The organism is Flavivirga jejuensis (assembly GCF_030540765.1).
GTDB lineage: Bacteria > Bacteroidota > Bacteroidia > Flavobacteriales > Flavobacteriaceae > Flavivirga > Flavivirga jejuensis.
Window position 1 is genome coordinate 783,052 of the sequence record NZ_JAUOEL010000001.1, and the last position, 22,286, is coordinate 805,337.

At 32.9% G+C, this 22,286-nt stretch carries 18 protein-coding genes and 1 tRNA gene; 12 read left to right on the forward strand and 7 right to left on the reverse strand.

The window, feature by feature from the left end; translation table 11 throughout:
• Positions 1-29: 29 nt before the first annotated feature.
• From Q4Q40_RS03425 to Q4Q40_RS03435, 3 genes are all read right to left on the reverse strand, one after another.
• Positions 30-716, reverse strand: coding sequence for a TIGR04282 family arsenosugar biosynthesis glycosyltransferase (locus Q4Q40_RS03425; protein WP_303300299.1), 687 nt, complete (start codon positions 714-716; stop codon positions 30-32).
• Positions 717-792: 76 nt separating this feature from the next.
• Positions 793-1,857: an arsenosugar biosynthesis radical SAM (seleno)protein ArsS gene (gene arsS / locus Q4Q40_RS03430; protein WP_303300300.1), complete on the reverse strand. Its 1,065-nt coding sequence runs from the start codon at positions 1,855-1,857 to the stop codon at positions 793-795.
• 76 nt (positions 1,858-1,933) lie between these two features.
• Positions 1,934-2,269 (reverse strand): arsenosugar biosynthesis-associated peroxidase-like protein, encoded by a 336-nt coding sequence (locus Q4Q40_RS03435; protein ID WP_303300301.1) that lies wholly within the window; start codon positions 2,267-2,269, stop codon positions 1,934-1,936.
• 288 nt (positions 2,270-2,557) lie between these two features.
• Here Q4Q40_RS03435 and Q4Q40_RS03440 point away from each other — a divergent pair, with 288 nt between their 5' ends.
• The 3 genes from Q4Q40_RS03440 to Q4Q40_RS03450 all read left to right on the forward strand — a co-directional run bounded on the left by Q4Q40_RS03440 (position 2,558) and on the right by Q4Q40_RS03450 (position 9,003).
• Positions 2,558-5,602: a WGR domain-containing protein gene (locus Q4Q40_RS03440; RefSeq protein WP_303300303.1), complete on the forward strand. Its 3,045-nt coding sequence runs from the start codon at positions 2,558-2,560 to the stop codon at positions 5,600-5,602.
• Between the two features lie 9 nt (positions 5,603-5,611).
• Complete coding sequence (locus tag Q4Q40_RS03445; protein WP_303300304.1) at positions 5,612-7,240, forward strand: SWIM zinc finger family protein; 1,629 nt, start codon at positions 5,612-5,614, stop codon at positions 7,238-7,240.
• 260 nt (positions 7,241-7,500) lie between these two features.
• Positions 7,501-9,003: a reverse transcriptase family protein gene (locus Q4Q40_RS03450; RefSeq protein ID WP_303300305.1), complete on the forward strand. Its 1,503-nt coding sequence runs from the start codon at positions 7,501-7,503 to the stop codon at positions 9,001-9,003.
• A gap of 300 nt (positions 9,004-9,303) precedes the next feature.
• Here Q4Q40_RS03450 and Q4Q40_RS03455 read toward each other — a convergent pair whose 3' ends face one another.
• A complete protein-coding gene (locus Q4Q40_RS03455; protein ID WP_303300306.1) occupies positions 9,304-10,446 on the reverse strand; it encodes an acyl-CoA dehydrogenase in 1,143 nt (380 codons plus the stop codon).
• Positions 10,447-10,540: 94 nt separating this feature from the next.
• On the opposite strand from Q4Q40_RS03455, the gene Q4Q40_RS03460 reads away from it, so the two are divergent.
• The 8 genes from Q4Q40_RS03460 (at position 10,541) to Q4Q40_RS03495 (ending at position 17,752) form a co-directional block, all read left to right on the forward strand.
• The gene (locus Q4Q40_RS03460; RefSeq protein WP_303300307.1) at positions 10,541-11,605 is read left to right on the forward strand and encodes an anhydro-N-acetylmuramic acid kinase; all 1,065 of its coding nucleotides are present in this window, start codon (positions 10,541-10,543) and stop codon (positions 11,603-11,605) included.
• Positions 11,606-11,760: 155 nt separating this feature from the next.
• Positions 11,761-12,987, forward strand: a complete 1,227-nt coding sequence (locus Q4Q40_RS03465) for a Glu/Leu/Phe/Val dehydrogenase dimerization domain-containing protein (protein WP_303300308.1) — start codon at positions 11,761-11,763, stop codon at positions 12,985-12,987.
• 10 nt (positions 12,988-12,997) lie between these two features.
• Complete coding sequence (nhaD, locus tag Q4Q40_RS03470) at positions 12,998-14,389, forward strand: sodium:proton antiporter NhaD (RefSeq protein WP_303300309.1); 1,392 nt, start codon at positions 12,998-13,000, stop codon at positions 14,387-14,389.
• 51 nt (positions 14,390-14,440) lie between these two features.
• Entirely contained in the window at positions 14,441-15,142 is a 702-nt protein-coding gene (locus Q4Q40_RS03475) for a MotA/TolQ/ExbB proton channel family protein (RefSeq protein WP_303300310.1), read from the forward strand.
• A gap of 1 nt (position 15,143) precedes the next feature.
• Positions 15,144-15,536, forward strand: a complete 393-nt coding sequence (locus Q4Q40_RS03480; protein ID WP_303300311.1) for an ExbD/TolR family protein — start codon at positions 15,144-15,146, stop codon at positions 15,534-15,536.
• A gap of 6 nt (positions 15,537-15,542) precedes the next feature.
• A complete protein-coding gene (locus tag Q4Q40_RS03485) occupies positions 15,543-16,394 on the forward strand; it encodes an energy transducer TonB (RefSeq protein ID WP_303300312.1) in 852 nt (283 codons plus the stop codon).
• Positions 16,395-16,397: 3 nt separating this feature from the next.
• Positions 16,398-17,615, forward strand: coding sequence for a bifunctional folylpolyglutamate synthase/dihydrofolate synthase (locus Q4Q40_RS03490; RefSeq protein WP_303300313.1), 1,218 nt, complete (start codon positions 16,398-16,400; stop codon positions 17,613-17,615).
• Between the two features lie 62 nt (positions 17,616-17,677).
• A tRNA-Val gene (locus tag Q4Q40_RS03495) sits at positions 17,678-17,752 on the forward strand.
• A gap of 168 nt (positions 17,753-17,920) precedes the next feature.
• Here the strand turns inward: Q4Q40_RS03495 and Q4Q40_RS03500 are convergent.
• Genes Q4Q40_RS03500 through Q4Q40_RS03510 form a run of 3 tightly spaced genes read right to left on the reverse strand, consistent with a single transcriptional unit; the run spans position 17,921 to position 20,527 of the window.
• A complete protein-coding gene (locus Q4Q40_RS03500) occupies positions 17,921-18,973 on the reverse strand; it encodes a bile acid:sodium symporter family protein (protein WP_303300314.1) in 1,053 nt (350 codons plus the stop codon).
• A 49-nt stretch (positions 18,974-19,022) separates the two neighbouring features.
• On the reverse strand, positions 19,023-19,790 hold the full coding sequence (locus tag Q4Q40_RS03505) for an ABC transporter ATP-binding protein (RefSeq protein ID WP_303300315.1): 768 nt from the start codon (positions 19,788-19,790) through the stop codon (positions 19,023-19,025).
• Positions 19,787-20,527 carry an MlaE family ABC transporter permease gene (locus tag Q4Q40_RS03510; RefSeq protein WP_303300316.1) on the reverse strand — a complete coding sequence of 247 codons (741 nt, stop codon included), beginning with the start codon at positions 20,525-20,527 and terminating at the stop codon, positions 19,787-19,789. Before Q4Q40_RS03510 ends, Q4Q40_RS03505 begins: the two co-directional genes overlap by 4 nt.
• A gap of 109 nt (positions 20,528-20,636) precedes the next feature.
• On the opposite strand from Q4Q40_RS03510, the gene pafA reads away from it, so the two are divergent.
• Positions 20,637-22,283 carry an alkaline phosphatase PafA gene (pafA, locus tag Q4Q40_RS03515; protein ID WP_303300317.1) on the forward strand — a complete coding sequence of 549 codons (1,647 nt, stop codon included), beginning with the start codon at positions 20,637-20,639 and terminating at the stop codon, positions 22,281-22,283.
• Positions 22,284-22,286 lie beyond the last annotated feature (3 nt).

The following is a 22,286-nucleotide window of genomic DNA, read 5'->3' on the forward strand; positions in this document are numbered from 1 at the left end:
CGCGCTCGAGGTGACACTATAAATTTAATTTACAAATGAAGTGGGGCTGGTGAGCCTTTATTGAATTGTTGTTGTAATATGAAGTTTTTAATAGAAAATAGTTGGTGAAAAACGATCTTTTTTTCTATTGAAATAAAGGCATTGAGAAGTTGTTTTATGTGAGTTGAAAGTCTTCTGAAACCATCAATAATTATTTTTGCATCAGATATATTGTCAAGGTCTGTTAAGACTTCCAGATACGTAATGTTTTCTTTTTTTGAAGCATTTAACTTAGCAATACTACTCCTCAAATTTGAGGTTTTCCAAGGGAGTTTTAGGAACTTTTCGGCGTTAAAATGAGTTTTTTTAAGTCCCATTAAATAAACGCCACCGTCTGTTGACGGTCCTAAAACGGTGTCATGTTTTCGAAGTTTTTCAACTGTTTTTCGAAGATGGTTTGTTGTTAAATGAGGAGTATCATTTCCAATGGTGATAACCGTATCAAATCCTTGATCGTAAACAGATTGAATCGCATGGGTGAAACGTTCTCCAAAAGTATGACCTACTTGTTGTTTTTCTGAATATAAAAAATAAGGTAATCCAGCTTTTTTTACAATATCTAAAGTGTGAGTATTCAGTGTCTCAAATACTTCTTTTGAAGAAAGAAAGGGTTTTAATAACGCCTCCTTTTCAGCAGAATTTGCAAATATTAATATGGCCGTTTTACTATTTTTCAATTATCTTTTTTTGTGATAAATACGCAGATTTTTTCTTTAATTCACTCTTGTAAAAGATTCCTGCCTTTGCAGGGATTTATGCAACAACACCTTGACAACTACTTCCTGCACCTGCTGTGCAACCATAACAGTGTTGAGAAATAACGATGTTTCGCCCTACTAATAATGCTTCATTAAATTCAGAAACATGCTTTGCTTTACTATTTACGGGCAATTCTAACATTTGATTAAAATCGCAATCAAATAAATAACCATCCCAACTTATGGATAAGGTATTTGTACACATCACGTTTGCAACGGCAGCAGGGTTGTATGCCTCAACTAATGCATACATATAATCTTCATAATTTTCTGAAGCAACCAAATAATCGAGAAACCGCGCAATCGGTAAATTGGTAATGGCAAAAAGATTGTGGAATTGGATATCAAAATCTTCTTTTAATGCCTTTTTGAAATCTTTTTCCATAGATGTTTGATCGCCAGGTAAAAATGCTCCTGAAGGGTTATAGACTAAATCCAGCCGTAAATTACTATCAGGCATACCATAACCAACAGCATTGAGCTCTTGTAATGCTTTTATAGATTTGTCGAAAACACCATCTCCACGTTGTTTATCTGTTTTTCCACGAGTCCAGTGAGGCATTGAGCTTACTACATGTATATTATGTTTTTTAAAGAACTCGGGTAAATCGTAATACTTTTTATTGGCACGGATAATTGTCAGATTTGAACGCACAATAAAATCTTTGATACCAACTTTAGCGGCTTCCTCTACAAACCATCTAAAATCAGGATTCATTTCTGGGGCACCACCTGTTAAATCAAGTGTGTGTGCTCCAGAGTTTTTAATAACTTCCAAACATTGTCGCATGGTTTCCCGAGTCATGATTTCCTTTCGGTCTGGACCTGCATCTACATGGCAGTGTTCACAAACCTGGTTGCACATATATCCTACATTTATTTGTAAAATCTCTAGCTTTTTTGCTTTTAAAGGAAATTGACTCGTTTCGGATATCTTATCTTTAAAAGTAGGTAATTCGCCATTTTTAAAAATTCCGTTAGACAGAATTTCTAATTGCCGATTACTTTGTGCCAAATCACTTCCCTTTTTTTGTAGGGATTGAGTCTTTAATTTCGTCATATTTAATTTTCTCCTAATAGTAATAGTAGAACCTTTTTATTTTTCCTTTTGGAAAAAGTCCAGAGGACAAAGGGGATTAACCGTCTAATTTATTTACTTTATTCATCATTTGTACACCATGAACTAATGTGGCACCACTTTTTATAGCGGCTCCAACATGAAGTGCTTCCATCATTTCTTCTTTAGTAATACCTCGTTGTAAGCCATCTTTTGTATAGGCATCTATGCAGTAAGGACATTGTTCTGTGTGAGAAACAGCTAAAGCTATTAACGATTTTTCTCTTGCTGTAAGGGCACCTTCTTCAAAGACTTTGCCGTAATATTCAAAGAATTTGTTTCCTAATTCCTCACTCCATTCGGTGATTTTTCCAAATTTTCTTAAATCGGCTGGATCGTAATATGTTTTTGACATTGAAAATATTTTTTCTAAAGATAAAACTCTTAATATACTAAGTCGATAATATTAACAGGACTTAACATAAATTTTTAAATTTTTAATTATAGTTTATAAAGTACTAATGTAATGAATGATTATCTTTTAAGTAAATGAAAAGAGATTGGTTTTATATAACTTGCTTGTGTTGAATTTGTATAAGGTATTGACTATTAGTTAAAAAGATATTTCGTTGTTAAAATGTTGATAAAACTGGAGTTTTTAACAGCTTAGTTGTTTATATTTACCTATAAAGAATTCTTAAAATTGAAGATACAACAGCAAAAGAAATTATATTTTACTGAGGGAAAATCTGATAAGGTTTATGAAATAGATTTATGTGAATCTGGGGCGGGTTTATTTGTCGTAAATTTTAGATATGGACGGAGAGGAGCCAATTTGAGAGAAGGTACTAAAACCATTTTTCCTGTTGACTATGAAGAAGCATTAAAGGTTTATAACAAGCTTATTGCAGATAAAGAGAAAAAAGGATATAGTGAGAGTGGCGTTGTGTCTCAACCAGTTTCTGTAAATGCTGGACGAGAAAAAACAATATTAAAATACTTAAAGGAGGCCGTTGCAGGGACATATTCTAGAGATTGGAAAGTGTCCAGAATTATTTGGCGTGCTGCACAATTAAATATTAAAGAGGCTAGTAACTATATTGGCCATTTTTTTAAATCTAATGATGAGTTTGAACAGTACGCAGCTGTTTATGCACTATGTGTTTTAGAAGATGCTAATTATATTGATAGTATTTATGATGTTTTTAATACACATAAGTTTAAAAATAAGCAAGGGAGAGTCGCTGTTTCTTATCTTTTTAAGTTAGCTAATAATGATATAAAAGATAAGGTTGTTAGCGAAGTTGTAAACCATTTACCAATAGAAATTAAAAATCACATTAGTAATGATGCATTGTTTTTTATAGCTTTAAATGACTGTTATTTAAAAGATAAAGATATTGATGCGTCGTTGTTATATTACATTTATTTGCTAACGTATAATAAAAGTATTAATAGAAATCAGTTTTATGATTTTCTCCAAAAAATTCCATTAAAAGTAAATACATTTAAATCCTTAAGATATATTTATCGTGCTTCTCATCTTTTAAATGATTATACCTTTTTTGGTTTAATTTCTAAAAAAATAGGAGTTAGTAAGCCTGGTTATGTATCAAATTACATTTATGTAAATAATAAATGGGAATATGCAGATGATGAAAAGGTAAAAGAGAACCCTTCTATTGCATTTTCTAAGAAAACTAAAAGTTATTTTAATAAAACGACTTATGCTTTAGTATACCATTTGAGTAAAACCAATATTACAGGATATATTGATTATGCTGTAGCATTGCTTATAGCTTTAGATGATAATATTGATAGAAAAACCGAAGATGTACAATATAATTATATTTATGATGCTGTAGAAAGGCGCTATATTACAGAGAAGCGTATTTTTCCAAAATATCATGATTTTCAAGGATTGATGTATGTGCTTTATGGGAATTCTTCAAGGTTAAATAGAGAAAACTCAAAATGGTTTTATACAGAAGAAACCAATTATGAAGATTTACCAAGAGAAGAGACTTTACCAAAAGTTTGGAATACGAAACCTGAAAAAGTATTACAGATTTTAAGGTATGCTAAAAGTGAAGAGGCTGTTTATTTTGCATTGCGAATTATTAAAGAAAATAATTCCTTTTTGGAGGCGCTTACTCTTGAGGTTTTGAGGGATTTAATAACTCATTATCATCCAAAAGTTTTAGAGGTTATTTTAGAGACTGTCGAAAATAAATATATAAACAAACAGCCAGAAGATGCTATTTTATTGGCTTTATTGTCTTCTAAGAACGAAAGAGCCAAAGGTTTGGCTTTTGGTTGGCTAAACAGTTTTGAATCTGATTATTTTTCCAGACCAGAGTTTGTTGCGAGCTTGCTGTTAACAGGAGAAGAAGATGTAATAAGTTATTTAAAATCATTATACGAGCATACCGTTAAGTATAACGTTACATTGTTATTGTCTCAATTAGAAGCGCTTTTTATTACGCCTTCTAAATTTTCATTAGAATATTTCATTGCCGTTAATGGTTTAATAGGAGATACAAAATTTGGAGTATTATTAAGTGATGTATCGGCTGATAAAATAAGAGACTTAGCGTCTTCAAATTCGATAAACAATAAATTGTTTGCTGCTAATCTAGCAAAACATAATAAGATAGATACGTACCTGTTATTTAAAGATACTATTGATGATTATATAAATTCTGAAGAGGCCTCGTTAAGGCAAGTTGGGATCGAATTATTATCTCATTTTCCTGATGAGTTTTTACTTGAAAATAATAAAAAAATAAGTGCCTTTTGTTTTTCAGAATACGCAGAAGTTAGAAAAGCTATAGAGCCAACAATAGAAAAACTTCTAAGATTAGACGAAAGCTTTAAAAATAACTTTTTTAAAGAGTTGCTTACTGTGATTACAATTCCAGAAAGGTATGAAGGATTACATGAAAATTGTTATGTGCTTTTAACAGAAAATTATAGTCAGCATTTAAACGCTATTTCTCAAGAAAGTATTTTCAATTTATTACTTTCTAATTATGATTATGCTCAGAAATTAGGAGCTCCATTATTTAAAGAACAGGTAGATTTGCATAACTTACCCGTTAAAGATAGCGTCGTTCTTGGTAATTGTGATGTTTATGACATTAGAAAACTACTTCAAAATTATTTTGAAGCTCATACAGATCGAATTAACTATGAATTAGAACATGCTTTATTGATTTTTAATTCTTCTTGGCAAGATGTTATAGATTGGGCTTGTAACTATTTTGAAAAATATATTATTGAAAGCAATTGGACAGTAGATATGTTATTGTACGCTTGCGATCATACTAAAAAAGAAGTGCAAGCTTTTGGACGTAAGATGATTACATTACATTTTAGTGAAGACAAAGGATTGCCATTGCTATTAAAATTACAAGAGCATCCAGCAAAAGACATGCAGTTTTTTGTTACGAACTATTTAAATACATATGCTAAAGATAACCTAGAGGTCATATTAAAATTAGAAACTTATTTTAGGTCTAGTTTATTTAATATAAATACCAATAGAGCTACAAAAACGAGGGTTTATACTTTTTTAGAACAAGAATCTGTTAAGTATAAAGAAGTAGCAGAAATGACAGTACGCTTAATGGATGCTGTTTTAGGAACTAAAACGATACAAGATAGAAGTAATAATATTGATTTGTTACTCACTATTTCTGAGGCATTCCCAGATATAGATATTCCGTTATTAATAAAATCTAATTAGTAGACACAGATGCAGTTTAATTATAAATATGGCGGTTCAAGTATTGTAAAAAATGGGGTGTCTGCTACCGATGTGAATTTTGCTCCCGATGTTTTACGCGAACCTACTTTTTTTGTTGGGACTTTAGATAAAAAAATTCCGTTTAGAGAAGCTATTTCTGCGTTACATCATGTGGTGGTTGCCGATTTTAATTTTCAGCCTAAAGATAATTCGGCTTATTTAGCTTGGTTAAAAGGGCAGGAAGAAATTTGGTTGGCAGAAGCAAGTTCAGACCTTTCTAAGTTGCAAACCGAAATACATAACGTACGGACTAAATTAGAAGGTCTAAGAAAAGAACGAGACGTTATAACAAAACCTTATTATAAAGCGCAGCGAGACTATTTTCAATATTTATATAAAAGAGATTATGCTGCTTGGTTTGTATTGGATCCAGTAATTACAGTTCATCCAGATCAAGTGTTTTTTGAATGCTTTAGTAAAGATGAATCGGTTTACGGAAAATTATCTTGTGGCTATGACGTGTTTAATAATATTAATGAATTTAAATGCGGTACTACTAATATTGATTATTCCAAAAAATTATACGAAGAGTTCCAAAAAATAAGAACATATAAGGAAACAGATTTTAAAATAGATCCAAAAGGATTTGATGTTAAAACGACAGGTGAAGATAATTACAGAGAAGTTAAAATAGATTTACCCGATAGTTGGGTTCGCGGATTTCTTCAGGTGAGCACAGCTATGACATCTAAAAAAGTCTCTTTTGAATTAGAAGCTATAGATATTGCAAACTTTATTTCGGTATTAAAAAGAAATAAAGAACGTAAAGGACCGCGCTCAATAAAATATATATTAAAATCAGGGGAACCTATAGTCGCAGTCTTTGAACCTTGGAATATAGAAATAGTTTGTAATCAGTCTATTTATAAAGGGGAAACCTCAGAAGAAATTAGAGTTTGGGGGCGTAGACGTATATTGCTATTAGAACGCTTGTTGCCAATTACTAATAAGTTTACGGTGCATCTTTTAGGTAGTGGCATGCCGTCCTTTTATACCGCTCATTTAACATCCGAGATGTATTTTACCTTAGGGCTTTCTGGTTGGACTGCTAACGATTGGACACAGTCTAGTCAATTAGAATTATTAGCTCCAAGAGGTCTTGTGCCAGCTACCACAATGCAAACGGTTTATTTAGAATTAAGAAAAGATTGGTTTGCAACAGAATCAGACATAGCTGAGGTATTAAATTTAGATGTAGGTACAGTCAATAAATCCCTAGAAACTTTTGCACAAGCAGGAAAAGTTATTTATGATTTAAAAAACAAAGTATATCGAGTTCGTGAATTAAAAAGAGATGGAATCGATATAGAATCACTTCGATTTTCTAGTGAAACAGATAAAGAAGCTTTTAAACTTATGGAACAAGGGGCTGTTTCAGATTTAAAAGTAAATGAAAACAACAACAAAATTACAATTACAGGCTTAGTTAGTAATAGCTATAATACTCTAGTTGTTATAGATAAAGATTTAAAAATAACAGATGCAAGTTGTACTTGTAACTATTATTATAAAAATAAAATGACAAAGGGGCCTTGCCAACATATATTGGCTACAAGAATCACTTTTGATAAAAAATAATATTATATTTAAACCCATGGTAGTGATAAGATAAAAACCTTGCATTTTGATTGGTGGATCGCCAATCTTGCATACAGATACCGAACGCGTCACTGACTCGAACTTAACTTGTGAAATAGGTACTAGTGTACCATTTCCGGTTAGACTTCTGCGAAGTGAAATAGTACACTAGTACCTATTTCACTGGAGTTGTTCAATTCAGTCTTGAGAATCGTACGAAGGGAATACAAAATACATCTTATCGCTACCTTTTTTATTATATGAGAAACTCTACAGAAAGAAGACAAGAGATTTATGACAAAATAAAAGAGTCTTCTAAACAAGAATACATTCTTTCTGAAATGAAGCGTTTGGGTTTTTGGAATCAAGAGGACTTAGATTTTGAAGCCGTTAATTTGTTTTTTAAAAAAGAAGGTGAACTATCTACAGAATTACAAAAGCTTCTCAAAGAAAAAAAGGTTATTGAAGACCCTGAAGCTTTTCTGGCTAAGAAGCATCAAGAACGAAAAATAGCATCAAAGGAGTCGCAAAAAGAAACTAAAGAACGGCGTGAAAAAGAACGTTTAGAAAAAGCTGAAAAATGGCAAGCATCTAAGGCTAAGGATATTGTTTATTTAGGTGAGAACTATTCACACCAGCTTAATGATAAAGCATCTGATGTTAATCGATTAAAAGCTCAAGACTTACCTGTTTTGCATCATGCAGAAGACTTAGCCTCTGCAATGAAAATTTCAATAGGAGAGCTTAGATTCCTTTCTTATTCTAGAAAAAACTCTAAAATAAGTCATTATAAAAGATTTCAAGTCCCTAAAAAATCTGGCGGGTACCGCTTAATTTCGGCGCCCATGCCTAAATTAAAAAAGGCACAACATTGGATTTTAGAAACCATACTAAACAAAGTCCCTGTACATGAAAATGCTCATGGTTGTGTTATTGGCAAATCAATAAAAACGAATGCCCTTCCTCATGTAAAGAAAGATGTGGTCATTAATCAGGATTTTAAAAACTTTTTTCCATCGGTTACTTATAATCGTATTAAAGGTGTATTTGTGTCTTTAGGTTATTCTAACCAAGTAGCTACTATTTTATCTTTACTTTGTTCTGAGCCAAAAATTTTAGATGTTTCTTTATTAGGGGAGGACTATTATGCGCAGCGCGGGGAACGGTTTTTACCTCAAGGATCGCCATGTAGCCCAGCAATAACCAATATTCTTTGTAAGAAGTTAGATTATAGGTTGTCGGGGTTGGCTAAAAAATATGGTTTCGAATATACCAGATATGTAGATGATACTACATTTTCTTCAAGTCATGATAATTTTAAAAAGATAACACCTCTTCTTAAATATTCACGTTACATAGTAAATGATGAGAATTTTAAGTTGCATCCAGAGAAATTACGTGTTATGAAGCGTAATGCGAAGCAAGAGGTAACTGGTGTTGTTGTAAATGAAAAGGCTAATATCTCTAAGCAATCTTTAAAGCGATTTAGAGCGCTTCTATTTCAGATAGAGAAAGATGGTATTGAAGGTAAGTTTTGGAATAAAGGAGGTAGTGTTCTAGCTCAAATCGATGGGTATTCAAATTTTATTTATCAGATAGATCCTGATAAAGGAGCTATTTATAAAAAACGCGTAAATACTATTCTTGAAACTTATAATTATAAAGAAAGCCACAGAAGTAAATATGTTTTGAATACAGGTAAAGGGGGTGTTCCCTTCTTTGGCAGGTTTATAAAGAAAGTTATTTCGTTTTTTAAAAAATGAAGTGTCTATTGAGCAATGCTTTAGGGATCGGTATATGTATACTATAGCAAAAGTTCGAAAAGATAGCCTGAAAAAATAATATCTAATACTTTATTATGGAAGACGTATGTTTTTCCTTTCTTAAAATCAAAAACCTCAGAAAAGTAAAAACCCTAATGTTTTAAAGTTAAGCATTAGGGTTAAAATATTGAATTTTTTAAAATTGACTTACTTCTTAAAGTGTCTGGTTTGGTGTTATTCTAAAAGTTATTCGTACTTATTAAAAATGAACACAACTATACAAGAAGATTAAGTGAATATTTAATCTCTTAAAAGGCCTCTTGAGATTACAATTTTTTGAATTTCTGAGGTGCCCTCATAAATCTGTGTAATTTTTGCATCCCGCATAAGGCGTTCTACATGATATTCTTTTACAAAACCATTACCACCATGTATCTGTACAGCTTCAACAGTATGCTCCATAGCTACTTTAGATGCATAAAGTTTTGCCATTGCACTTGATCTATCGTAGTTATTACCTTGATCTTTGTCCCAGGCAGCCTTCATGACCAGGTGACGAGCAGCCTCAATATCGGTATACATATCAGCTAGTTTAAAGGCGATCGCTTGATGGTTGCAAATTTCGGTACCAAACGCTTTTCGTTCTTTAGAGTATTTTAAAGCCAATTCATAAGCTCCAGATGCAATTCCTAAAGCTTGTGAGGCAATACCAATACGACCACCAGATAACGTTTTCATAGCGAATCTAAAACCAGAACCGTTAGCACCTATTCTGTTTTTTTTAGGAACTTTTACATCGTTAAATTGTAATGTATGCGTATCGCTTCCACGAATACCTAATTTATCTTCTTTTGGTCCCACATGAAAACCATCAACTCCTTTTTCAATAATGAATGCATTAATACCATGAGACCCTTTATCCTTATCGGTTTGAGCTATTACTAAGTATATGTCTGCGCTTCCGCCATTTGTAATCCAGTTTTTTGTACCATTAATTAAGTAATGGTCTCCTTTATCTATAGCTGTAGTTCTTTGTGAAGTAGCATCACTACCAGCTTCAGGTTCGCTTAAACAAAAAGCGCCCAGAAATTCACCAGTAGCCAATTTTGTTAAGTATTTTTGTTTTTGCTCTTCAGATCCATAAGACTCTAATCCATAACAAACCAATGAGTTATTTACAGAGACCATCACCGAAGCCGAAGCATCAATCTTAGATAATTCTTCCATAATAAGCACATAAGAAATAGCATCCATACCGCTACCGCCATACTTAGGGTCTACCATAATGCCCATAAATCCTAATTCTCCCATTTTTTTTACTAATTCCTTAGGGAATTTTTGTTTATTGTCACGTTCAATAACACCAGGGAGTAATTCGGTTTGTGCAAAATCGCGAGCAGCATCGCGTATCATGATATGTTCTTCTGAAAGACTAAAATCCATAATTCTTCTATTTGTTGTTGATTTGATAAAAAATATGTGCAAATATAACTTTTTGATATCATATTTTCAATAAGTATTATTATTTTTACAGAATATGGCAAAAAACAAGTATAGTGTTATTGGGGTTATGTCTGGAACATCGTTAGATGGAATAGATGTTGTTCATACGCATTTTGAATTAGATGATGTATGGTTTTTTAAAATTAGTCATTCTGAAACTATGGCGTATGATCAAAAATGGATTAGAACGTTAAAAGATTTAGTTTCGAATTCTTTAGAGGAATTACAGCAAATAGATACAGATTATACAAACTATTTATCGGGTATTATTAAAGACTTTATTGATAAAAATAATATAAAAGATATTGATGCTATTTGTTCGCATGGGCATACTGCCTTACACCAACCAGATAAAGGAATAACATATCAAATAGGAAACAAACCCACGCTTGCTAAATTGTTAAGTGAAAAAGTAGTTTGCGATTTTAGAGTTCAAGATGTGGCGTTTGGTGGACAGGGAGCGCCTTTAGTTCCAATAGGAGATGCATTGTTGTTTTCTGAATATGATTTTTGTTTGAATTTGGGCGGCTTTGCCAATATCTCTACAGATCTGAATGATAACCGAATTGCTTATGATATTTGTCCAGTAAACATTGTTTTAAATCATTATACTAAATTAATTGGATTTGATTATGATGATGGCGGTAAAATAGCTGCAACAGGAGATGTGAATAAGGACTTACTAGATCGCTTAAATAACTTGGCTTTTTATAAAGAAGATTATCCTAAATCTTTAGGTTTAGAATGGGTTCATAAAAATGTATTTCCTTTGATTGATTCATTTCAATTAGAAACCAAGGATATTTTAAAAACGTTTGTCAATCATAGTGCTATTCAAATAGCTAAAGAGATAAACAAAAAGAAACATGCAGCTGTCCTAATTACAGGAGGAGGTGTCTATAATAAGTATTTAATAGATACTCTTAAACAGTATTCTCAACATAAAATTATAATACCTTCAAATACAGTTATAGAATTTAAAGAAGCATTAATTTTTGGTTTTTTAGGAGTCCTTAAATTAAGAAACGAAATTAATTGTTTGAAAAGCACTACAGGAGCTTCAAAAAACCATAGTTCTGGTAAAATATATCTGCCTTAAAAATAACAAAAAATCAATTCTAAAGGATTTTAGTTTTTTATATTTGTTATATAATAATTTAAATCATTTTCGATATGAATCAACTTTAGCTACGCTCAATAAAACCTCCGGAAAAATTAGATGTAAGCTATACATGAATCAACTTAAAAATAGAAATGAAAGAATTATTAAAAAAGTACGAAAATAAAGAACCTGAAATTGTTTTTAATTGGAAAGATCCAGAAACAGATGCCGAAGGGTGGACTGTTATAAATTCATTACGTGGAGGTGCCGCTGGTGGTGGTACCCGAATGCGAAAAGGGCTAGATATGAATGAAGTGTTATCTTTAGCCAAAACCATGGAGATTAAATTTACAGTTTCTGGACCTGCCATTGGAGGTGCGAAATCAGGAATAAATTTTGATCCTAATGACCCTCGAAAAAAAGGCGTATTAGAGCGCTGGTATGCTGCAGTATCGCCCTTGTTAAAAAGTTATTATGGAACAGGTGGTGATTTAAATGTAGATGAAATTCACGAAGTAATCCCAATTACAGAAGCGAGTGGTGTTTGGCATCCACAAGAAGGTGTTTTTAATGGCCATTTTAGACCAACTGAAGCTGATAAGATAAATAGAATTGGACAGTTAAGACAAGGTGTTATTAAAGTAATAGAAAATCCTCGTTATTCCCCTAATGTATCTAGAAAGTATACCGTAGCAGATATGATTACTGGTTTTGGTGTTGCAGAAGCTGTTAAACAATACTACGATATATATGGTGGTTCTGTTGAAGGAAAACGAGCTGTGATTCAGGGTTTTGGAAATGTAGGGGCAGCTGCCGCTTTTTATTTGTCGCAAATGGGTGCTAAGGTTGTTGGCATAATCGATATAGCAGGAGGTTTAATTAATGAAGAAGGATTTACTTTTGAAGAGATCACAAATCTATTTCTTGCGAAAAATGGGAACACCTTAGTAAGTGATAATTTAATCTCTTTTGAGGAAGCCCGCGAAAAGATCTGGTCTATTAAAACAGAGATTTTTGCACCTTGTGCAGCTTCGCGTTTAATTACAATTGATCAGATAGACCGAATGATCGATAGCGGTTTAGAAGTTATTTCTTGTGGAGCCAATGTCCCTTTTGCTGATAAGGAAATTTTCTTTGGCCCTATTATGGAGCATACAGACCGCAGAGTAAGCTTAATTCCAGATTTTATTTCTAATTGTGGGATGGCTCGTGTGTTTGCCTATTTTATGGAACGTAAAGTGCAGATGACAGACGAAGCTATATTTAATGATACATCAAATATAATTAAAGAAGCACTAGAGAAAGTGCATAATAAAAGTGAATTAAAAACAGAAATTAGTGCTACAGCATTTGAAATAGCACTGCAACAATTAATATAATATTTTATTTATGGAAGCAGCAATTATCTTAGTATTCGTAATGGGCTATTTGGCTATTACGTTAGAACACAGTATTAAAATTGATAAACTTATTCCGGCATTAGTCATGATGGCTATTTGCTGGGCGTTAATAGCATTAGGTTTAGAAAGCTTCCCCCAATGGTTTGATTCTTCAAAGCACTCTTTATTAGAAGGTTTTGGAGCATTTACTTCCGATGAAAAGATGCATCTAATGGAAGAAACCTTATTGCATCATTTAGGCAAAACATCAGAAATATTAGTATTTCTTTTAGGCGCTATGACTATTGTTGAAATCATTGATTATTTTGATGGTTTTTCTACGATTAAAGATTTTGTAAAAACAAAAAAGAAGACTAAAATTTTATGGATTTTTTCTATTCTAGCGTTTATTCTTTCAGCTATAATAGATAACCTTACCGCTACAATAGTACTTATTTCAATACTTCAAAAAATTGTAAAAGATAGAAGTGTACGTATTTGGTTTGCAGGTTTAATTATTATTGCCGCTAATGCAGGAGGGGCATGGTCGCCTATTGGAGATGTAACAACTACGATGTTATGGATTGGTAAGAAAGTAACCACTGGTCATTTAATAGGTTATTTGTTTATTCCTTCACTCTTGTGTATGGCAGTACCATCATTAATCGCTTCATTTTTACCAGCCTTTAAAGGAGATTTAGACGTTGAAGAGGTTGTAGAAAAAAAGAAATCAAAGTTTAGTAGTACGATGCTTTATCTTGGTTTGGGAGCTATTGTATTTGTTCCAATATTCAAGATGGTAACGCATTTACCTCCATATGTAGGGATGATGCTTTCGTTAGGCGTAGTGGCCATTTTTGCTGAAATTTATAGTAGTTCTAAATTTAGTATGACGGAGTTCGACTCGGAAGAAAGTGATGCTCATGCACACCATAGCCCAGTGCATTATTCATTATCAAAAATAGAGTTGCCTAGTATCTTATTCTTTTTAGGTATATTGATGGCTGTAGCAGCTTTAGAATCTTTAGGGATTTTGTTTGGATTTGCATCATCATTGCAAGATTCTATGCCGCAATTAGGAACCGAAATACATTCTGGAGGTGTATCAGATTTAGTTGTATTATTATTAGGAGTAGGATCGGCAGTTATAGATAATGTACCACTAGTGGCTGCTAGTTTGGGCATGTTCTCAGAACCATTAGATCATGAGTTATGGCATTTTATAGCATTTTCAGCAGGAACTGGAGGTAGTATGTTAATAATAGGTTCTGCAGCTGGTGTTGTTGCTATGGGAATGGAAAAAATAGATTTTTTCTGGTATTTAAAAAAGATCTCTTGGTTAGCTTTAATCGGTTTCCTAGTAGGTTCTGCGGCATTTATGGTTACCAGAACTTTGTTTTAATATACTTTAATATAAAAAGAAACGTTATACATTTGCAATAAATTTAAATATATGCTAAGCACATTATTACAAACCACACAAGAGGGAGCAGAATTGCTTACCGACGAAGAATCAACTGAAAAAACGCTTTCAATTATAGAGTTAATAAGTAGCGGTGGTGCCGCAGGACAAGTTATTATAGCTGTCCTTTTTATACTGCTTGTTGGAGCCATTTATATTTATTTTGAACGTATTTTTGCTATAAAAGCAGCTTCGCAAGTAGATTCAAATTTTATGAATCAAATTAAAGACCATGTGAGTCATGGGAAAATTGATTCGGCTCAAATGCTATGTGCGCAAGTAAACTCTCCAGTTTCCAGATTAATTGGTAAAGGTATTTCCAGAATAGGAAAACCGCTTGCAGATATTAATACGGCTATAGAAAATGCTGGACGTTTAGAAATATATGGTTTAGAGAAGAATGTGAGTATTTTGGCAACAATCTCAGGAGCTGGACCTATGATTGGGTTTCTTGGAACGGTTATTGGTATGATATTAGCCATATTTGAACTTGCTAATGCTGGCGGAACGATACAAATGGATGTTTTAGCAAGTGGTCTTTATACAGCTATGACAACAACTGTTGCAGGATTAATTGTGGGGATTGTCGCTTATATCGCATATAATCATTTGGTAGTAAAGACAGATAAAGTTGTATATCAAATGGAAGCGAACTCTTTAGAATTCTTAGATCATTTAAACGAACCTTCGTAATATGAATTTTAGAGGAAGAAATAAAGTAACACCAGAATTCAATATGTCTTCAATGACAGATATTGTATTCTTGCTACTAATATTTTTTATGATTGCTTCAACACTCGTTACTACCAATGCAATTGATATTGTGTTGCCAAAAGCAAGTGGAAAAACAGAGAATAAAAAATCGGTAGCAGTGAGTATCAAGAAGGATTTGACCTATTATATAGATCAAAAACGTGTTGGAGAAAGTGTTTTAGAAAACGAAATACTAGCAGCTTTGTCTTCACAAGAAAAACCAACCATTGTTTTAAGAGCAGAGAAATCTGTTCCTGTGGAGAATGTGGTCAAGGTTATGGATATTGCTAACAGGAATAAGTTTAAAGTCATTTTAGCGGTAAAACCTAAATAAAAATAAATGAAGATATACTTCGAAACCAAACATGAGAAAAATTCAGCAAAACTAACAGCTTTAATTGCTGTTATTTTGCTGCTATTATTGTTTGTAGTTGGAGCACCTTATATGGATCCTCCAGAGGAGTATGGCATCGCTGTGAATTTTGGAAATACAGATTTTGGTAAAGGAAAAGTTCAGCCATTAAAGCCAGTTAAATCAGAACCTCGAAAAATTGAGGAACTGCCTCAACCAGATGTTTCAAAAACAGAGCCTACAAAAGCTTCAGAGACTAAGGAGGAAGTGATGACGCAAGATAATGCTGAATCGATTGCTATAAAAAAACAAAAACAAGCCGAGGCGAAAGCGAAGGCTATTGCAGATGCTAAAGCAAAGGCTGAAGCCGATAGAATTGCTAAAGAAAAACGAGAACAAGAAGAGAAAAAGAAAAAGCTGGATGCCTTAATTGGTGGTGTTAGTAAATCTGAAGGAAGTGAGACTGGTAGTGAAGGTAATGATAATAAAGCAGGCGATAAGGGGCAATTAGATGGTAACCCTTATGCACCAAGTTACTTTGGAGGAAAAGGCACAGGAAGTGGAGGCGTAGGTTATGGGCTTAATGGACGAGGGAAAGCTTCGTTTAAAAGACTGAAGCAAGATTGCAACGAATCTGGTTTGGTTATTGTAAAAATTATAGTAAACCGAAATGGTAATGTTATTGAAGCCGTTCCAGGCGTAAAAGGGACTACTAATACAGCACAATGTTTGTTGGAGCCTGCAAAGAAAATAGCAATATCTCACAAATGGCCAGCAAACTCTAAAGCACCAGCAAAACAAATCGGCTTTGTGAAAGTAAACTTCAAACTAGGGCAATAGTAAATGACGTATCAAGATACACTAGATTGGATGTTTTCTCAACTACCAATGTATCAACGACAAGGTAAGACGGCATTCAAAAAAGATTTATCTAATACTTTAATATTAGCAAATCACCTAAATAATCCTGAGCAACATTTTAAATCTATACATGTAGCTGGAACCAATGGGAAAGGCTCTACCAGCCATATGTTGGCATCTGTTTTGCAAGAAGCGGGTTATAAGGTTGGGTTGTATACGTCTCCACATTTAAAAGATTTTAGAGAACGTATTAGAATAAATGGTAAGGTTGTAAGCAAGCAATTTGTAACAAGTTTTATAAAGCAAAATAAGGTGTTTTTTGAATCGAATGCCTTATCGTTTTTTGAAATGACTGTTGGGATGGCTTTCGAATACTTTTCAAGTGAAAAAGTTGATATTGCTGTTATAGAAGTGGGACTAGGCGGTCGTTTAGACTCTACTAACATTATTACTCCAGAAGTTTCAGTAATTACTAATATAGGGCTTGATCATACCCAGTTTTTAGGAAACACACTAGAAGCCATTGCGTTTGAAAAAGGAGGTATTATAAAACAAAATATACCTGTTGTAGTTGGTGAAAGCCAAAAAGAAACAGATTCTGTTTTTAAAGACTTGGCGAGTAAGACTAATTCTAAGATCGTATTTGCAGACAAAGAGGTTACTAAAACGTACGCATCCGATTTATTAGGGACTTATCAATCTAAAAATATTAAAACGGTTGTTCAAGCCATTAAAGAATTAAAAATAAAAGGATTTAAGGTGCCCGAACAGCACTTAAGAGAAGGCTTACTTAAAACAATTAAGAACACAGGTTTGTTAGGGCGGTGGCAGATTATAAGTGAAAAACCTAAAGTGGTTTGTGATACAGGACACAATAGGGAAGGTTTAAGTCTTGTTATGAACCAGATTTCTAATGAAGCTTTTGATGCATTGCATATCGTTTTTGGTGTTGTAAATGATAAAGATTTAAGTACTATTTTAGATTTATTACCAAAAAGAGCTACCTATTATTTTTGTAAACCCGATATATCACGGGGTTTAAATGCAAATGAGCTAAAAAACAGGTTTAATGCTTGTGGCTTACTGGGTGAGGCATATAGTTCTGTTAATGAGGCGTATAAACAGGCTATAAAAAGCGCTAATCATAAGGATTTTGTCTTTATAGGCGGCAGTACATTTGTAGTTGCAGAAATAATTTAATTTTTTATTGAAAAAGTTTTTGCAATACTAAAAACTCTGTTATATTTGCAGTCCAATTTAGAGGGCGCATAGCTCAGTTGGTTCAGAGCACTTGGTTTACACCCAAGGGGTCGGGGGTTCGAATCCCTCTGCGCCCACAGAAAAAAAGAGACTGTTTGAAAAGACAGTCTTTTTTTTGCATTTTTTTTTCAGAAAATATTTAACTTTAAGAATGTAGAATTCTTTTTATTCAGATTAACTAAAATTTTTGCCTAAACAGAACTTTTGGGATTGATCCTTAATATAGCCTCAGAATGTGTGCTAAACTATTTTTTATAAGGAGTTCTATCTCGCCACCATGAGGCAAGTGCAGACCCAGAGATATTCATCCATGGTCCGAAAATAGCAGGAGCCAGCCCAATAGTTGAAACTTTACCTAGCTCTAGTGCAATACCAGATGCTAAGCCGCCATTTTGCATGCCTACCTCTAAGGCTATGGTTCTGCAATCGGCTTCTTTTAATTTTAAAAACCGACTGCCCCAGTATCCTAAAAAGTAGCCAGCTGTATTATGTATGATTGCAGCAATTACTAACAAAAGCCCGATGTCTAATAAATTATCTCTTCCGGCAGCCACTATAATAATAATAATAAATGCAATAGATCCCATAGATATTCCTGGCAAAATAATATCTAACCAAGGTATTTTACTATGAAAGAATTTATTAAATATTAATCCAGCTGCTATAGGTAGGATAACTATTTTAAGAATACTTAGCATCATTTGAAATACATCTATAGGAATAAATTCGCCAGCTAATAATTGCATTAATAAAGGTGTTATAAAAGGTGCTAATAATGTGGAAATAGCGGTTAAGGTTATTGACAATGCTAAATTGGCTTTTGCTAAAAACACCATAACATTAGATGCTAACCCACTTGGAGAACAACCTATTAAAACTATACCAGCTGCAATTTCGTTACTAAAACCAAATAGATGAGCAATGGAAAACCCCAGAACGGGCATTATTGTAAATTGACATGTTAAACCTACAAGAACTCCTTTAGGCATGGTAATAACACTTTTAAAATCTTTAAGACTCATAGATGAGCCCATGCCAAACATTATAATTTGGAGTAAAGGAATAATAAGTGATTTTAAATTGAATCCTCCTATTTTTGTAAAATATATAGGATAAAACATAGCTAAGGCTACGGCAGAAAATATTAAAATGGTAAAAGAAAGACTCTTATAAGTATTGTTGTATCTTATGGCTATACTTAGAAAAGCAAATAGTAATATAATGGGAATGCCTATGAGTTGTTTATAACCAATTAAGAAAAAAAAGACTGTTATAATTAAGCATGAAATTGCGGCCATAAGTAAAATTTTAGACACTTTTTTCATACGCTTATTAAAATAATAATAGTTATTTGTTTTCCTCTAGATACATCTTCCGAACCTTTTTAAAAAGATTAGACGAATATACAAAATCAGTAACAACTTCGTTATCAGTCTTAAAAATAGTTTCTTTAGAACCTTCCCAAGCTTTTAATCCGTCTTTTAAAAACACTATTTTTTCGCCAATCTCCATAACAGAATTCATGTCATGCGAATTAATTACAGTTGTAATTTGGTATTCATCTGTAATCTCTTGAATAAGGTTATCTATAACAATAGCCGTTTTAGGGTCAAGCCCAGAATTTGGCTCATCACAAAATAAGTATTTAGGGTTGTTTACTATAGCTCTGGCAATAGCAACACGTTTTTGCATGCCTCCAGAGGCTTCGCTAGGCATTTTATTATGTGCCTCATCTAAATTCACACGTTTTAAAACAAAGTCAACACGATCTTCCATTTCGCTTTTACCTTGATTGGTGAACATTTGTAGTGGAAACATAACATTCTCAGCAATGGTCATAGAATCAAATAAAGCACTTCCTTGAAAAACCATACCAATTTTTGCACGTAAATTTCGTTTGTCATCTTCAGTTAATTGCGAAAATACTTTCCCATCATATGCAATGGAGCCTTCTTCATAATCAAACAATCCTAATAAACATTTAAGAAATACCGTTTTTCCAGAGCCACTTTGTCCAATAATAAGGTTCGTTTTTCCTTTTTCAAAAGAAGTATTAATACCTTTTAAAATTTCAATATCACTAAACGATTTATGTAAATTTTTTACTTCTATCATGAACCTAACATCATATCAGTTAATATATAATTTAATAGAATAATCACAACAGATGTCCAAACAAAAGATGTGGTGCTTGCTTTACCAACTTCAAGAGCGCCACCTTTCATATAATAGCCATGAAAAGAAGGAATTGTAGCAAGAAGAAATGCAAATACAAAAGTCTTTATAAAAGAATAAATTATATGAAAAGCTTGAAAATCGGTTTGGATTCCTAAAATATAATCTTCTAATGATGTGTAGCCACCAAAAACACAGGCTGCCATACCGCCAAGGATCCCTAAAAACATCCCTATAGCAATAGCGAAAGGATATAAAAGTAATGCTATTGTTTTAGGGAAAACGAGATAATTTAAAGCGTTTATTCCCATAACTTCTAAAGCATCTATTTGCTCAGTTACACGCATGGTTCCTATACTAGAGGTTATAAAAGATCCCACTTTTCCAGCCATTATTATAGAAGTAAAGGTTGGAGCAAATTCGAGTATAATAGATTGTTTGGTAGCAAATCCAATTAAATATTTAGGAATAAGAGGATTGTTTATATTTAAGGCGGTTTGAATCGTTATAACACCACCTACAAAGAACGATATAAATGCTATAATACCAAGTGAACCTATTACTAAATCGTTAATATCTTTAAATATTAATTTCTTCATCACACACCATTTAGTAGGTTTGCGAAACATCTCAACGATCATTAAAAAATAAGCACCAATATTATGAAGGTATGTCATATAAATATTTGTTAGTGCTAAAGTAAAAAAAAGTTCATGGTATTTAACCTTAAATTTAAATTTTGATGTTTTAAATTCTGTATTTTTGGATTGTAGAAATAAAATTGTTATGATAAAAAATATTCTCCCGTTTTTTTTAGCCCTCTTTTTTTGTATGTCTGGAAAGGCGCAAAGTCAAGTAATAAAGAAAGAAAGAACTAACCCAAAGTTGATTGTAGGTATTGTAGTTGATCAAATGCGATACGATTATTTAACTCGGTTTTATAATAAATTTGGTGAAGGCGGTTTTAAACGGATGATGGATGAAGGTTTTAACTGTAAGAACAATCATTTTAATTATATCCCAACATATACAGGACCTGGTCATGCATCAATATATACAGGTACAACACCAAAATATCATGGTATCATCGGAAATAATTGGTATAACAAAGAAACTAAAAACAGCGTGTATTGTGCTGGAGATAATTCTGTTAAATCTATTGATACTAAAAGTACAGCAGGGCAAATGTCTCCTCACAGAATGAAAACTTCAACATTTGCAGATGAGAATAGGTTGTTTACACAAATGAGAGGTAAAACGATAGGTCTTTCAATTAAAGACAGAGGTGCTATTTTACCTGCTGGGCATACGGCGAATGCTGCTTATTGGTTTCACGGCGCGGATGAGGGGCATTGGATTTCCAGCTCGTTTTATATGAATGATTTACCAAAATGGGTAAAAAAATTTAATAAATCTGATGTAGCTGAGTCTTATTTTAAAGTTTGGAATACCTTGTATAATATTGATTCGTATATAGAGAGTGGAAGTGATTTAAATACATTTGAGGGTGTGTTTAAAGGAAAAGAAACCGCAACATTTCCTTATGATTTGAACGCTTTAAAAGGAGATAATGGAGGTTTTGATATTTTAAAAGCAACAGCTTACGGGAATAGTTTAACTACCGATTTTGCTTTAGCAGCATTAGAAGGCGAAGCATTAGGGCAAGATGTGATTACAGATGTTTTAACAATTAGCTATTCCAGCACAGATTATGTAGGGCATAAGTTTGGAGTAAATTCAAAAGAAGTTGAAGATACCTATATTCGTTTGGATAAAGATTTAGAGAGATTATTTAAAGTCCTAGATGCTAAGGTAGGAAAAGGAATGTATACGGTGTTTTTAACAGCTGATCATGGCGCAGTAGATGTACCAGCATATTTACAATCTGTTAAAATTCCAGCGGGATATTTAAATAATGTTGAGCGTAAAGAAAAATTTCAAAAGTTTCTAATGGATACTTTTGGGACAACAGATATTTTGGAGAACATTAGTAACAATCAAATTTTCTTAAATAGGGAGAAAATTGAAGCATTAGGACTAGATTTAAGTGATGTTCAAGATGCGATTGTAAATGAACAAATTACTTATAAAAACATATCTAAAGCTTATACAGCAACTACTATGAGCTCGGTTGATTTTACTACTGGCATTGAAGTTTTATTACAAAATGGATTCAATCAAAAAAGATCAGGTGATATTTTATTAGTAAATGATCCTGCCTATATCTCTTACGGAAAAACAGGGTCTACACATGGTAGTGGTTTAAATTATGATACCCATGTGCCGCTTTTGCTTTTTGGAAAAGGTGTAAAACATGGTGAGACATTTCAAAAAACAAAAATAACCGATATTGCTCCGACCATGTCTGCGCTTTTAAATATTAGTTTTCCAAACGGAGCCACGGGACAGCCTTTAGAATTCGTTTTAGAGTAGTAG

Bases quoted from the DNA above. Each gene is read 5' to 3' on its own strand.
- Q4Q40_RS03455 (WP_303300306.1), bottom strand. From the start codon at position 10,446: ATGGATTTTAGTCTTTCAGAAGAACATATCATGATACGCGATGCTGCT.
- Q4Q40_RS03475 (WP_303300310.1), top strand. From the start codon at position 14,441: ATGCTAAGCACATTATTACAAACCACACAAGAGGGAGCAGAATTGCTT.
- Q4Q40_RS03435 (WP_303300301.1), bottom strand. From the start codon at position 2,269: ATGTCAAAAACATATTACGATCCAGCCGATTTAAGAAAATTTGGAAAA.
- Q4Q40_RS03500 (WP_303300314.1), bottom strand. From the start codon at position 18,973: ATGGCCGCAATTTCATGCTTAATTATAACAGTCTTTTTTTTCTTAATT.
- Q4Q40_RS03460 (WP_303300307.1), top strand. From the start codon at position 10,541: ATGGCAAAAAACAAGTATAGTGTTATTGGGGTTATGTCTGGAACATCG.
- Q4Q40_RS03465 (WP_303300308.1), top strand. From the start codon at position 11,761: ATGAAAGAATTATTAAAAAAGTACGAAAATAAAGAACCTGAAATTGTT.
- Q4Q40_RS03485 (WP_303300312.1), top strand. From the start codon at position 15,543: ATGAAGATATACTTCGAAACCAAACATGAGAAAAATTCAGCAAAACTA.
- Q4Q40_RS03480 (WP_303300311.1), top strand. From the start codon at position 15,144: ATGAATTTTAGAGGAAGAAATAAAGTAACACCAGAATTCAATATGTCT.
- Q4Q40_RS03450 (WP_303300305.1), top strand. From the start codon at position 7,501: ATGAGAAACTCTACAGAAAGAAGACAAGAGATTTATGACAAAATAAAA.
- Q4Q40_RS03445 (WP_303300304.1), top strand. From the start codon at position 5,612: ATGCAGTTTAATTATAAATATGGCGGTTCAAGTATTGTAAAAAATGGG.
- arsS (WP_303300300.1), bottom strand. From the start codon at position 1,857: ATGACGAAATTAAAGACTCAATCCCTACAAAAAAAGGGAAGTGATTTG.
- Q4Q40_RS03510 (WP_303300316.1), bottom strand. From the start codon at position 20,527: ATGACATACCTTCATAATATTGGTGCTTATTTTTTAATGATCGTTGAG.
- Q4Q40_RS03505 (WP_303300315.1), bottom strand. From the start codon at position 19,790: ATGATAGAAGTAAAAAATTTACATAAATCGTTTAGTGATATTGAAATT.
- pafA (WP_303300317.1), top strand. From the start codon at position 20,637: ATGATAAAAAATATTCTCCCGTTTTTTTTAGCCCTCTTTTTTTGTATG.
- Q4Q40_RS03490 (WP_303300313.1), top strand. From the start codon at position 16,398: ATGACGTATCAAGATACACTAGATTGGATGTTTTCTCAACTACCAATG.
- nhaD (WP_303300309.1), top strand. From the start codon at position 12,998: ATGGAAGCAGCAATTATCTTAGTATTCGTAATGGGCTATTTGGCTATT.